12 protein-coding genes are annotated in these 12487 nt (G+C 59.7%); 6 read left to right on the top strand and 6 right to left on the bottom strand.

Features of this window, described 5'->3' with window-relative positions; genetic code table 11:
* Nucleotides 1-121: 121 nt before the first annotated feature.
* The 5 genes from NITMOv2_RS03280 to resB all read right to left on the bottom strand — a co-directional run bounded on the left by NITMOv2_RS03280 (nucleotide 122) and on the right by resB (nucleotide 4523).
* Nucleotides 122-868 carry a cytochrome c biogenesis CcdA family protein gene (locus NITMOv2_RS03280; protein WP_053378533.1) on the bottom strand — a complete coding sequence of 249 codons (747 nt, stop codon included), beginning with the start codon at nucleotides 866-868 and terminating at the stop codon, nucleotides 122-124.
* A 2-nt stretch (nucleotides 869-870) separates the two neighbouring features.
* Entirely contained in the window at nucleotides 871-1428 is a 558-nt protein-coding gene (locus NITMOv2_RS03275) for a peroxiredoxin family protein (protein ID WP_053378532.1), read from the bottom strand.
* A complete protein-coding gene (locus tag NITMOv2_RS03270; RefSeq protein ID WP_053378531.1) occupies nucleotides 1425-2060 on the bottom strand; it encodes a redoxin domain-containing protein in 636 nt (211 codons plus the stop codon). The genes NITMOv2_RS03275 and NITMOv2_RS03270 overlap by 4 nt, the downstream gene beginning before the upstream one ends.
* A gap of 31 nt (nucleotides 2061-2091) precedes the next feature.
* Entirely contained in the window at nucleotides 2092-3006 is a 915-nt protein-coding gene (ccsB, locus tag NITMOv2_RS03265) for a c-type cytochrome biogenesis protein CcsB (protein ID WP_053378530.1), read from the bottom strand.
* Between the two features lie 80 nt (nucleotides 3007-3086).
* Nucleotides 3087-4523, bottom strand: a complete 1437-nt coding sequence (gene resB / locus NITMOv2_RS03260; protein WP_053378529.1) for a cytochrome c biogenesis protein ResB — start codon at nucleotides 4521-4523, stop codon at nucleotides 3087-3089.
* 304 nt (nucleotides 4524-4827) lie between these two features.
* Here resB and metK point away from each other — a divergent pair, with 304 nt between their 5' ends.
* The 6 genes from metK to NITMOv2_RS03235 all read left to right on the top strand — a co-directional run bounded on the left by metK (nucleotide 4828) and on the right by NITMOv2_RS03235 (nucleotide 10682).
* Nucleotides 4828-5976, top strand: coding sequence for a methionine adenosyltransferase (gene metK, locus NITMOv2_RS03255; protein WP_053378528.1), 1149 nt, complete (start codon nucleotides 4828-4830; stop codon nucleotides 5974-5976).
* Nucleotides 5977-6080: 104 nt separating this feature from the next.
* The gene (gene ahcY / locus NITMOv2_RS03250) at nucleotides 6081-7337 is read left to right on the top strand and encodes an adenosylhomocysteinase (protein WP_053378527.1); all 1257 of its coding nucleotides are present in this window, start codon (nucleotides 6081-6083) and stop codon (nucleotides 7335-7337) included.
* Between the two features lie 128 nt (nucleotides 7338-7465).
* Nucleotides 7466-8674: a PrnB family protein gene (locus NITMOv2_RS03245; protein ID WP_202967306.1), complete on the top strand. Its 1209-nt coding sequence runs from the start codon at nucleotides 7466-7468 to the stop codon at nucleotides 8672-8674.
* A gap of 87 nt (nucleotides 8675-8761) precedes the next feature.
* Entirely contained in the window at nucleotides 8762-8887 is a 126-nt protein-coding gene (locus NITMOv2_RS24590; RefSeq protein ID WP_274519498.1) for a hypothetical protein, read from the top strand.
* Between the two features lie 77 nt (nucleotides 8888-8964).
* On the top strand, nucleotides 8965-9930 hold the full coding sequence (locus NITMOv2_RS03240; protein WP_053378526.1) for a VIT1/CCC1 transporter family protein: 966 nt from the start codon (nucleotides 8965-8967) through the stop codon (nucleotides 9928-9930).
* A 29-nt stretch (nucleotides 9931-9959) separates the two neighbouring features.
* Nucleotides 9960-10682, top strand: coding sequence for a DUF72 domain-containing protein (locus NITMOv2_RS03235; RefSeq protein ID WP_053378525.1), 723 nt, complete (start codon nucleotides 9960-9962; stop codon nucleotides 10680-10682).
* Between the two features lie 28 nt (nucleotides 10683-10710).
* Here the strand turns inward: NITMOv2_RS03235 and NITMOv2_RS03230 are convergent, their stop codons facing one another.
* A complete protein-coding gene (locus tag NITMOv2_RS03230; protein WP_053378524.1) occupies nucleotides 10711-12345 on the bottom strand; it encodes a B12-binding domain-containing radical SAM protein in 1635 nt (544 codons plus the stop codon).
* Nucleotides 12346-12487: the final 142 nt, after the last annotated feature.

Genomic DNA, 12487 nt, shown 5'->3' with positions numbered 1-12487 from the left:
CTGCTCAAAATGGCTATCCAACAAGGCCGGAGGCGAGCTGCAACCGGAGGCGTACCCTCAGGGGTACGTTGAGGATTGTAGCGAGCCGAGAACGCAGTTGGGAGCCGTTTTCAGCAGCGCGCTATTGTCCGAGGTACCAGCCGATCCCATAGCGTTCGAGGAAGCTGGTGATCATGGTGAGCGAGTTCGCGTAAATCATCACGCCGACGACCAGGAGCAGCACTCCGCTGACGGTTGAAACGCCCCAGAGATAGGCGCGCACTTCCCTGAAATACGCGAGAAACCGGTCCACTCCCAAGGCCGTCAGGAAGAGCGGCAAGCCCAATCCCAGTGAATAGAACGTCAGCAGCACGACCCCGCTCATGAGCGAATCGGTGGTGCTGGCATAGAGAAGAATCGATCCTAATACGGGGCCGACGCAGGGCGTCCATCCGGCGGCGAAGGCGACCCCGATGAGGAACGAGCCGACATAACCGGCCGGACGATTTCGAAACTGGTAGCGGTGCTCCATCTTCAGAAAATTCAAATTCAGCACCCCGAGCAGATAGAGACCAAAGATGATGATGAGCACTCCGCCGAGGCGGCGAATGTGATCCTGGTAGGTGATGAGGAGTTGGCCTAAAAAGCTGGCCGACGCGCCGAACGCGATGAAGACGGAGGAAAATCCGGCGATGAACAGCAGGGCGTTCAAGACGATCGCCTTCTTGAACCTGCTTCGTTCGCGTTCATCGGTGAGCTGTTCCACCGACAGACCGGTGATATACGAAATGTACGAGGGCACCAACGGCAGGACGCAGGGCGAGACGAACGACAGCAGCCCGGCCGAGAAGGCGGCAATGAGTGAGATCTGCGGAAGCGACTGCGTCATGGCTACGATTTCATCAGCGTCTGGATGAGCTCGCGGGCTTCGGGGGAATCCCAATCGCGCGCCCCGAAAATCTTCTGGCGGATCACGCCCTGGCGGTCCACCATGAAGGTCATGGGCAGCGTGCGCGCTCCATAGGCCAAGCCCACGCGATACTCCGAGTCGTGGAGGATCGGAAACGTGAACCCCATCTTCTGTTGAAACGGCCGGGTCACGGCCGCGCCTTGCGGATCGGTGGAGACGGCGAGAATTTCAAACTCTTTCCGCGGAAACGCGCGGTAGAGCTGCTCCATCGCCGGCATTTCGACCCGGCAGGGGCCGCACCAGGTGGCCCAAAAATTCAGCAGGACGATTTTCCCGCGCAATTGGGACAGACTGACCAGATTTCCGGCGAGATCCCGCAACTGAAAGTTCGGCGCTTCGTCACCGACCTTCACGACTCCGCGGTCCGCCACCGCCGATCCCTGCCTCTCCGCCGCCCGGGCCTGAAGCCAGCCGGCGCTCAAGTTCCAGTCCGTGACCACCATCATGAGCAGCAGTGACAGGTACAGGGCGGGTTTCATGACGGATCCTTGATCGAAGCGACGGCGGGGACGACGGACTTGGCCGTCTTGGGCGTCACGTTGAGGAGCGTCGTCAGTGTTTTCAGATTATCGATCCTCGTCCAATCCCTCGGCCCGATGACGATCTCCCGGATGATGCCCTGCTGATCGATGATGAACGTTTCCGGCACGCCCTTCCGCTTGTACGGTTTGTCCGTCTTTCCCCAAGAATCGATGAGCACAGGGAACGTCAGGTTCAGGCTTTTCACGAATGGCGGGATGTCTTTGGTGGTCGTCACCCGGTCGATGCTCACGGCCAACATGACCAGGCCGTCTTTCTCGAAATTCTTGTACAGCACCTCCATCGACGGCATTTCCTCGCGGCAGGGCGCGCACCAGGTGGCCCAGAAATTCAGGAACACCACTTTGCCCCGGAAGTCGGACAGGCGGTGGGTTTTCTCGTTTAGATCGGTCAGGACGAAATCGGGCGCCTCCTTGCCGACCACCAACGGCTCGTACTTGGCGCTCTGCAGCCAGACGATGACGAATGTGAGGGCCAGCACCAACGCCCCGACGACCAGGATCACGGCGCGCGAGCCGCCTTTCGGCGGCTCGTGGATCGTTGTTGAAGTGGACGTGATCGGTTCAGACATGGTGACCCCTCTGAGCGCAAGGTCACGCGGTTTACGCGTAGGCGTGCAGACCCGACAGCAAGAAATTCACGCCCCAGAAGCAGAAAATGACCATCAGAAATCCGAACACGGCATAGATGGCCGCTTTCCGGCCCTCCCATCCTCTGGTCATTCTCGCATGGATATAGGCGCCGTAAATCAGCCAGACGATCAAGGACCAGGTTTCTTTGGGATCCCAGCTCCAGTAGCCGCCCCAGGCATAGTTGGCCCACATGGCGCCGAGGATGATCCCGAAGGCCAATAACGGAAACCCGATCATGATCGCCTTGTATCCCAACTCATCGATCGTTTCCAAATCGGGAAAGGCCGCATAGAAACGGGATTGACTGCCCCGCTGCTCCGCCCGCTCTTTGAACAGGTACATCAGCCCTAATCCACCCGCCATCGCAAACGCGGCATAACTCGTCAGCGTGACCGAGACGTGAATGTAAATCCAGTAGCTATTGAGGGCGGGCACCAACGGATCGGCGGTCTGGTAGCGGTAGGGCAACAACGAGGCCGCTCCCATGGCGATGAAGCCGATGCCGACGACGAAGGCGCCGATGGCCTTGATCTTATACCGCAGCTCCAACAGGACATAGCCGAGGATGATGGCCCACGAGACGTAGGCCATGGCTTCGAACTGGTTGGACCAGGGCGCGAAGGTCCCGCTATACTCCATACGCTCGAAGGCCCGGGTCAACAACGCCGCCGTATTCATCATCCAGCCGAATACGGTCACCAGCGTGGCGACCTGCCCCAGCTGAGTGGCCCACACCCCGTCGCGCTCGTCAAAATCCTCGGTCGGATGACCGGCCGGCGCGAGCGCCATCGAGGGGCGACGGGCGAACAGATAGGCGATGTAGAGGGCGAGCGCCGCCAAGTAGAGCCAGAAGGTCATATCGAACAGGAAGAGTGATCGCATCATACCGTCCTCCGTCTATCCGCTCCGCTGCTTATCATACCGCAAGAGCATACCCCAAGAGCCACCCGGGCGCGTCGGCGGTCTTACGCATGAAACGTCTGTATTTTTTCGGTCAGTTTCCGGAATTCCTTCTGGAAATCGATCTGACTCTTATGCGTCGTCCCGCCGATATGGACCGTGACGATCCCATCTTGTCCGGGAATGATCTTCGCCCACAGCCGGCGATGGTAGATGAACGACGAGAGCGTGATGCCCACCACGATCATCGTGCAGCCGGTCCATACCACATTGATCCCCGGATTCTTCGCGATCTGCAGGCCGGTGAACTTCTTGGGCTTGTAGCCTACCAGCTCAAATTGATACTGCGAATCTTTGATTTCGAACAAATCGGGAAACTGCTGAAAGATCCAGGGCGTGGCCTGCACGGCCCCCCGTTCATGGATGGCCAGCTTGACGGCCGGATTCGCGTGCTCGACGGTTTTTGAGAAGACCTTCTTCTCGGTGGAATTGAACGCGAAGTCGGCGACGAAATCGGTGACGGCGAGCTTCAGATTCAGATCCGGCAGACTCTGTTCCTTCTGCCACTCCAGATCGATCGTCTTCAACACCTTGTCGGAGGCCTTGTCTTTGATGTTCACCCGGGCGATTTCTATCTGGTCCCACGAATCCCCGTAGCTGGACTGATAGAACCAGATACCCTTGTAGACGAGCGGATCGTTCACCGTAATGGTTTTGGTGACCGTCGGCTGGCCGCCGTCCAGGACTGTCAGCGTGCTGTTGTAGGACTTGACGGAGCCGTTGTCATGATAATCGATCCAAAACTTTTCGACCTTCAAATCGAAGTTGCCGCGCGGGATATGGTAAGTCTGGCCCTCCAGACAGACGCCGAACTCCTGGAAGCCGTAATAGGTGCCGAGCAGGCCGCCGAACACGATGACCGTCGCGCTCAGGTGCGCCATATGGGCCCCCACCCGCCCCATGACCCCCTTCGTCGCGTAGACGGTGACCTCCCCCGGTTCGTTCTTGGCCAGGACCCGATAGCCTTTGGATACAAAATGCTCCAGAAGGCGCTGCGCGACCGACTCCTTGGTGTTCCGGACGGACAGCTCCGCCTGCTGCTTCATGTTCTTGATGAAGGCGAGGGACACTCCCACCTTGTCCTGCTTCATCGACCGCCAGACGGCGGGAAAGCGCTTGTAGAAGCAGGTAAGGGAGTTGATACAGAGGAGACCCAGCAGGCTGGTGAACCACCAGGTGTGATAGACATCGGTCAATCCAAGCCGAAGGAACCACCGATACGCGTTTTCCCCGTACTCCTGGACGTAGACTTCCGGCCGCTCACCCTGCTGGATCACCGTGCCAATCGTGGCGGTAATGGCCAGGAACAGAAAGAGGAAGATGGCTAACTTGATCGAGGCAAAGAATTCCACCAGTTCGCGGGAGAATTCCTCCCATCCCAGGCGGGGCGACGTCTGCTGAGCGACTGGCTCTTCCGGTAGGGCGTCTGGCTGACCGTTCATGAAGCTCTTCGCTCGCTTTATGGGTTACGCACGGTCGATACCTCCAAACTCTACGTCCCTGGACTTGCGTTTGGATTGTCTGGGGAGTCTAACCGCGCGGAAAGTTGGTCATCTTACAAGCGGCTGAAAACCGCTGTCAAGCAAACGGTGGGCCGTCCCCTACCATCGAAGTAATAGACAAGGGCTCACCGACTCCGCTACACTTCGAACAGTCTGCTATGCCGTATCTGTCGACCGGTTCTCACTGCCGGTCAAACCGCGACGGCCAGCGTTAAACCCCGAACCAAAGGGAGCGAGAGCGGGAATGAGAAACAACTATCTGTTTACCTCCGAGTCCGTTACCGAAGGCCATCCGGACAAGATTGCGGACCAGATCTCGGACGGCATATTGGACGCCATTATCGCGCAGGATAAGTTCTCCCGCGTCGCCTGTGAAACGATCCTCACCACCGGGATCGCCTTCGTGGCGGGGGAAATCTCCACCAAGGCCTATGTGGAAATCCCCGACATCATCCGGGACGTGATCAAAGACGTCGGCTACTGCGACGCCTCGTGGGGATTTGACTACCATACCTGCTCCGTCCTGACCTCGATTCACCAGCAGTCGGGCGATATCGCCATGGGGGTCGACTCGGGAGGTGCCGGCGACCAGGGGCTGATGTTCGGCTATGCCACCAACGAGACCGCCGAGCTGATGCCCATGCCCATCGTGCTGGCTCACCGTCTGACGCGCCGGCTGGCCGAAGTCCGCAAGAGGAAAATCCTTCCTTGGGTGCGACCGGATGGCAAGTCCCAAGTTACCGTCGAATACAAGAACGGCAAACCGTTCCGCATCGACACCATCGTCGTCTCGACGCAACATAGCCCCGACGTCACCAATCGGGAAATCGAGCGCGGCATCATGGAGCAGGTGATCAAGCCCGTCATGCCGAAGGGCCTTTACGATCCGACCGGCGTGAAGCACCACATCAACCCGACCGGCCGCTTTGTCGTGGGCGGGCCGATGGGGGATACCGGGCTCACCGGCCGCAAGATCATCGTGGACACCTACGGCGGCCACGGCAGCCATGGCGGCGGCGCCTTCTCGGGCAAGGATCCCACGAAGGTGGACCGTTCGGCGTCGTACATGGCCCGCTATATCGCGAAGAACATCGTCGCCGCCGGCTTGGCGGATAAGTGCGAGGTACAGTTGGCCTATGCGATCGGTGTGGCCGATCCGGTCTCCGTGCTCGTCGATACCAAGAACACCGAGAAGGTATCGGTGGACAACCTCGACAAGCTGGTCCGCAAACATTTCCCGATGACGCCGCGCGGCATCATCGAGCATCTCAAGCTCCGCCGGCCGATTTTCCGCAAGACGGCCGCGTACGGGCACTTCGGGCGCAACGAGCCGGAGTTCACCTGGGAAAAGACCGACAAGGTGAGAGCGTTGCGCAAAGACGCAGGCCTGTAATTCGGCCAGGTTCAGATTGAAGCTACGAAGAAGGGGACGGATTCTACAGAGCCCGTCCCCTTTTTTCTGACAACTCGTCACTCATCACTTCACTGGAGGTTTCCGTGGATTACGACGTGCGGGACATTAAGCTAGCGGATCAGGGCAAATTGAAGATCGAATGGGCGGAAGCCACCATGCCGGTGCTGCGGCTGATCCGGAAGCGCTTTCAGCGGCAGCAGCCGCTCAAGGGTGTGCGCGTCACGGCCTGCCTCCACGTCACCACAGAAACCGCGAATCTGGCGATCACGCTCAAGGCCGGCGGGGCGGACGTCCGACTCTGCGCGTCGAATCCGCTCAGCACGCAGGACGACGTGGCCGCGGCGTTGGTCCAGCACGAGGGTATCCCGACGTTCGCGATCAAAGGAGAAGACAACACGACCTACTATCGCCATATCGAATCGGCGATCGGCCATCGCCCGCATGTCACGATGGACGATGGCGCGGACGTGGTCTCGCATCTGCATTCCAAACGGAAAGATCTATTGAGGAACGTGATCGGCGGCACGGAAGAGACCACCACCGGTGTCATCCGCCTGCGCAGCATGGCGGAAAAGAAAGTCCTCAAGTTCCCGGTCATCTCGGTCAACGATGCGGACACCAAGCATATGTTCGACAACCGGTACGGCACCGGGCAATCCACGATGGACGGCATCGTGCGGGCGACCAACCGCCTGGTCTGCGGCTCGGTCGTCGTCGTCGTGGGTTACGGCTGGTGCGGCCGCGGCATCGCGATGCGGGCCAAGGGCATGGGCGCCGACGTGATCGTGACGGAAATCGATCCGTTGAAAGGGCTGGAAGCGGTCATGGACGGCTTCCGCGTCATGCCCATGGAACAGGCGGCGCCGGTGGGCGACTTCTTCGTGACCGTCACCGGCAATATCCATGTGATCCGCGGCGAGCATTTCGCGGCCATGAAAGACGGCGCCATCGTCTGCAACAGCGGCCACTTCAACGTCGAGTTGGATATTCCGGCGTTGGAGAAGTTAGCCCGCAAGCGCAAGATCATCCGCACCGGCGTCGAACAGTTCACCCTCAAGAACGGCCACCGGGTGAGCCTGCTCGGCGAAGGCCGGCTGGTGAACCTCGCGACGGCCGAAGGCCATCCTTCCAGCGTCATGGACATGAGCTTCGCCAACCAGGCCCTCGGCGCCGAGTACATCGTGAAGAACTACAAGATGCTCGAAAAGAAGGTCTACCCGGTTCCGCCCGCCATCGACAAAGAAATCGCCCGCCTCAAACTCGCCGGCATGGGCGTGAGCATCGACAAGCTGACGAAGGAACAAGAGAAGTATCTGGCGAGCTGGGAGATGGGAACGTAAGAGCGTTTCTTCCCAAGAAAGGGAAAGGCCGGCTATTGAGCGGCCTTTCCAAGAAGGTTCGATTGAAATCTAGCTGAGGAGTGGTACAGTAACGACAGGCGCCCGGGTTGCTCATACCGGAGGCTCCTGTGAGATCGATCACCTTCCATTCTCTGTCGCTCGCCGATTACGACATTTCTCCCGACCGCGGGTTCCTTCCGCCGGACCCTTGCGATCATCTCCCTGACTGCGACACGCTGAACCAGTTGGGCCGCGAGTTGCCGAAGTTGTTGAGCGCTCGCATGGTCCGGCGGTTCATCGACGAGCAGCGCTCGCTCTTGCCTTCCGTTCCAAGCGACTGGCGAGATGAGGATTATCGCGCAGCGATGCGGATTTTGTCGTTCGCCGGCCATGCGTATGTGTGGGAGGTGCCGGAGCAACCGGCCGTCACGCTGCCGCCGCAGTTGGCGCGACCCTGGTATGAGGTGGCACAGCGGCTTGGCCGGCCGCCGGTGCTCTCCTACGCCTCTTATGCGCTCGACAATTGGCGTCGCCTCGATCGAACCAAGCCGGTTCAGCTCGACAACATCGTCCTGCTGCAGAACTTCCTCGGCGGACTCGACGAAGAGTGGTTCGTCGTGGTTCACATTCAGATCGAACGGCAAGCGGGGCCCGGTCTGGCAGGCTTACGGCGGGCCATGAACGGAGCGATGGAAGGGAAGGACGACGAGGTTGTGCAGGGTTTGCAGGCCTTGGCTGCCGCTCAAGCCGCCATGCGCGACACATTGCGGCGCATGAAAGAACGCTGCGACCCCTATGTCTACTACACCCGGGTGAGGCCGTACATCCATGGCTGGAAGAATAATCCGTCGCTGCCCAACGGCCTGACCTACGAAGGCGTCGCCGCCCATGGCGGACAACCTCGGCAGTTCCGTGGCGAAACCGGCGCACAAAGCTCCATCGTGCCCTGCCTCGACGCAGGGCTCGGCATCAGTCACGCGCCCGATCCCTTGACCGTCTATCTGCAGGAGATGCGGGAGTACATGCCGCCGCGCCACCGCGCGTTTCTCCATGCCTTAGAGAGCCAGATCGATGACCGTGGCCGGCCGTTGCTCTCCGGCTATGTCCGTGACCGCAAGTCCCACCGCCCCGAGCTTTGGACCGCCTATGGCGCGTGCGTCGACTTGTTGGCCCAGTTCCGCGAAATCCACATCGGCTACGCGGACAGCTACATCCACCGCCAGCATCAGACCCATACGAGCAACCCGACGGCGGTCGGCACCGGCGGCACGCCGTTCATGGTCTACCTACAGAAGCACTTGGATGAAACGAGACAGATGCTTTCACAGCAAGATTGATGTGCGCGACGGCTCGCTGCCTCCCCGCCATTGACTCGTCCTCCCTACCGGCGTATCGTTTTCACTGTGCATAGAGGAGGAGCGACCATGTCGGTAATGTGCTCGCTCGCCGCCTGCAAGGCGCAGGAAGGCCTATGCGGACATGAGAAGGTGATGTTCGGCGTCGCCTTGCTCGCAGCGGTCGGCCTGAGCGTGTATTTCGTACTCGGCTGATCCCGGCGGTGATCGGTCGTTGAAGCCCTGACGAGCCCGGCTCGTCGACGATATTGTGCGCCCTTCACGAGCAGTCGATGGCGGCATCCTACCAATACGACGCCTCATTAGCCCGCGCCTTGATTCTGGACGAACTGTTCGACCTTTCGTTGTACAGGGCTCTGCATGGTATTTCCGGCGATGATGAGTCCAAGGCGACGCTCAACGAGCTGATTACAGTCGAAACCCAACATCTCGCGTTTTGGCAGAAGTTCTTCGGTTACAAGCTGGAGCGGCTCGATTGGGGTCGCCGCCTGAAGCTTCAGATCATGCTCCTCGCCTGCCGGCTCTTGGGCACTACAGGGATCCACCTTGTACTGGAGGCGATCGAAGTGCACGGTGTCCGCAAGTATCTGGCGTTGTGGAAGGAGTATCAGCGCCAGCCGCTCGGGGAAGCGTTGCGCGGCATTTTGATGGACGAATTCAAACACGAGGACGTGCTGGTCACGGCGCTGACGCAGCGGAAGATCAACGCGGAGAAGATTCGGAACATCTTTCTGGGTCTGAACGACGGTCTGGTGGAGATTCTCGGAGCCGTCAGCGGATTTTTCGGCGCCTTCGGCAGTACCACCACGGTCCTCATCGCCGCCTCGACCACCGCCGTGGCCGGCGCGCTGTCCATGGGGGCTGGCGCGTTCCTGGCATTGAATTCGGAGAAGGAAGTGAAATCGACCGAGGTCGCCAAGCGAATTTTTCTCGAGGAAGAGAGCGAATCAAGCCCGATGGAAGAACAACCCCTCTCGTCGGCCCTCGTGGTTGGTTCCGCGTATCTGGCCGGCGCCGTCGTGCCGGTGCTGCCGGTGTTGTTTGGAGCCGATGACCCGTTATTTTCAGTCCTCACGGCCGGATTCATGGTCATCGTCGTCTCGACGATTCTCTCGTTTCTATCCGGTATGGACGTCCAACGCCGGATCACGTTGAATCTGGTCATCATCGCCATCGCTGTCACCGTCACCTATGCGATCGGGCTCCTGGCCAAACAGCTCTGGGGCATCTCGGTATAATCAAGCAGCGACTCTCCTCTTGGTTGCGTATGGCCCGCATCTACATCGGCCTATCCGGCTACTCCTACAAAGCCTGGCAGGGAGCGGATCGCTTCTATCCGCCCGATATCAAGCAAGCCGGTTTTCTACGTTACTATGCAAGCAGGTATCAGACCGTCGAACTGGACGGCGTCTGGTACCGCCTCCCGACCGACAAGACGGTGCGGGCCTGGATCGATCAAACGCCCGCAGATTTTATCTATGCTCCGAAAGCCCATCGTGAGATCACCCATATCCGCCGGCTCAAGCCGGAAGGGCTCCCCACGTTGAAGGCCATGCTGGAGCGGCTCGAACCGCTCCGTCAGGCCGGCAAGCTCGGCCCTATTCTGCTTCAGCTACCCCCGCAGTTGAAACGCGAGGACGCACGGCTGGGAGCCTTCCTCGACGCACTGCCGTCGACCCACCGATGGGCTCTGGAATTTCGCCATGACAGCTGGCACACAGCCGAGATTGAGCGGCTCCTCCATGATCATAATGTCGCCTGGGCCGCGGTCGAAACGGACGAGCGTGCGGCAGAGCAGCGGGACACGGCAGATTTTCGGTATGCGCGGCTTCGCAAGAGCGCGTACGACAAGCAGCAACTCAGTCGGTGGGCGGACCGGCTTCGGGAATCGTCTCAGCACGGCCAGGACTGCTTCGTTTATTGCAAGCACGAAGACGAAGGATCTCCGTGGCTGTGGGCGGATGAGCTGGTGCAGCCGCTTTCACGATGAGCGTACACGCCGCGCCGGCAGGGTCCGGTCAGCGCGCCGGCAGCATGGGGAGTTCACGTCTGCCCTCGGCTTCCTGTTGAATACGGAGCCGTTCTTTGCGCGACGACTCAAGCACGTTGTGCAGCATGTCATCGGTGAGCTGCGTCAACTGCGCCGCGGCGTCTTTGATGTCCGCATGTTCGATGGCGCGTGACAGGACCTCCGCCTTCGTCGCGCCCTTCTTCTGCCCCAGAAAGGGCTTGATGATCAAATAGACCACGTCGCGCACCGGCATATACCGCAGGAATCGTCGCAGCAGCTTGAACGTCTGGATGGGATACCGGCTGAGTTTATATAAGAAGAGCTTCTTGAGGCCCTCCTGCCTGACGCGGTTGATTGTCGCGCCGGGAAGGCAGGTCGGATCGATCTCCGAACATTTGAAATACTTGTACCAGTCGGCGATCTCATTCACCAATCCGCGCTTCACATACTCCTGCCAGAGAGGCGTGCCGCGATAGACGCAGAGCCGGTTGAAACCGAACGTGTCGAGCGGCAGTGCCGACGCGAAATCGAACGTCGCCCGCATATCGTCGACGGTCTCATCAGGGTTCCCCACCGTGAAGAAGCCATGGACGATCTCGATGCCCGCTTGCTTCGCATTCGTGACCGCAGTTCGTACTTCGTCCAGCGTCTGCTCCTTCTTGAGTCGATCCAATATTTTCTGGCTCCCGCTTTCGATCCCGAACATCACCGTTCGGCAATGGGCCTGGGCCATGGCTGGAAACAAATGCTGCGCGACCGAATCGACACGCCCTTCGATCCCCCACTGGATCGTGAGACGCTCCTCCCTGATCCCGCTGCAAATGGCCTCGATACGCTTCGGCTGCAGCAGGAAGTGATCGTCTACGAAATAGACGGCCCCATAGCCAAGCTCTTGGAGATGCTTCAGCTCGGCCACCACATGGGCCGCGCTGCGGGCCCGCCATTTGCCTTCGTTGAAGATCGGAATGTCGCAAAACACGCAGGGCCAGGGACAGCCGCGCGACGTTTGCATCGTCGTGAAGCGTTCCATCGAGAGCACCGCGGGCACGTCCAGCGGCATGGACTCCACGAAATCCAACTGGAGATTTTCCCGGTCGGGGAAGGGCCATTGATCGAGCTGGCGCTCCATGGGACGACTCGGATTCTGCATGACCGCCCCGTCTTTCATCCAAGTCAGGCCGGCAATGTCCTCCGGATCCTGAAGCCGATCCAGCAGGTCGAGCAACAATTGTTCGCCGTCCCCGCGACAGATGAAATCGACCTCGGGACATTGCAGCTTGATCAGCGCGGCGTTGAGGCTCGCAAAGACCCCGCCGAACGCAAGCTTGACCGTCCGGTTCTTGGCGCGGATCTGACGGGCCAGGATCTTGGCGTAGGGATAGCTCGTCGTGCTGAGAAAGCTGAGCCCGACCAGGTTCGGCTGCTCGCGATCGATACGCTCGATAATGATGTCGTTCGGCGTCTCTGGATTCGCCTGATCGAACATGACACACTCGTGTCCCGCTTGTTTCACGACGGAGGACAGGGACATGATGCCGATGGGAGGAAAACCCATGACGCGGACATTGCCGTTTTTGGCGCGGGTCTTGGCGGGAAGCGCGTAGAACTGGGGGTCACGGACGTGGATGAGAAAAACTCGCAATCATGCTCCTTACCCGATCTAGACTGTCACTGAACACGCTGCTGAGGACGGCCGGGACGAGAACGGAACGAATGGCGAGCCGATTGAACAGCGACTGGACCATACCACGATAGATGCTGATTGGGAAGGAAATAGGGCTGAC

It is taken from the genome of Nitrospira moscoviensis, assembly GCF_001273775.1.
GTDB lineage: Bacteria > Nitrospirota > Nitrospiria > Nitrospirales > Nitrospiraceae > Nitrospira_D > Nitrospira_D moscoviensis.
Note: the sequence above shows the minus strand (reverse complement) of the source record. Positions and strands in the feature narration are given on the sequence as shown.

What these genes read in the sequence shown, in the direction of transcription:
- NITMOv2_RS03280 (WP_053378533.1), bottom strand. Translation starts at nt 868, where the DNA reads ATGACGCAGTCGCTTCCGCAGATCTCACTCATTGCCGCCTTCTCGGCC.
- NITMOv2_RS03240 (WP_053378526.1), top strand. Translation starts at nt 8,965, where the DNA reads ATGGCGGCATCCTACCAATACGACGCCTCATTAGCCCGCGCCTTGATT.
- NITMOv2_RS24590 (WP_274519498.1), top strand. Translation starts at nt 8,762, where the DNA reads ATGTCGGTAATGTGCTCGCTCGCCGCCTGCAAGGCGCAGGAAGGCCTA.
- NITMOv2_RS03235 (WP_053378525.1), top strand. Translation starts at nt 9,960, where the DNA reads ATGGCCCGCATCTACATCGGCCTATCCGGCTACTCCTACAAAGCCTGG.
- ccsB (WP_053378530.1), bottom strand. Translation starts at nt 3,006, where the DNA reads ATGATGCGATCACTCTTCCTGTTCGATATGACCTTCTGGCTCTACTTG.
- resB (WP_053378529.1), bottom strand. Translation starts at nt 4,523, where the DNA reads ATGAACGGTCAGCCAGACGCCCTACCGGAAGAGCCAGTCGCTCAGCAG.
- NITMOv2_RS03275 (WP_053378532.1), bottom strand. Translation starts at nt 1,428, where the DNA reads ATGAAACCCGCCCTGTACCTGTCACTGCTGCTCATGATGGTGGTCACG.
- NITMOv2_RS03270 (WP_053378531.1), bottom strand. Translation starts at nt 2,060, where the DNA reads ATGTCTGAACCGATCACGTCCACTTCAACAACGATCCACGAGCCGCCG.
- metK (WP_053378528.1), top strand. Translation starts at nt 4,828, where the DNA reads ATGAGAAACAACTATCTGTTTACCTCCGAGTCCGTTACCGAAGGCCAT.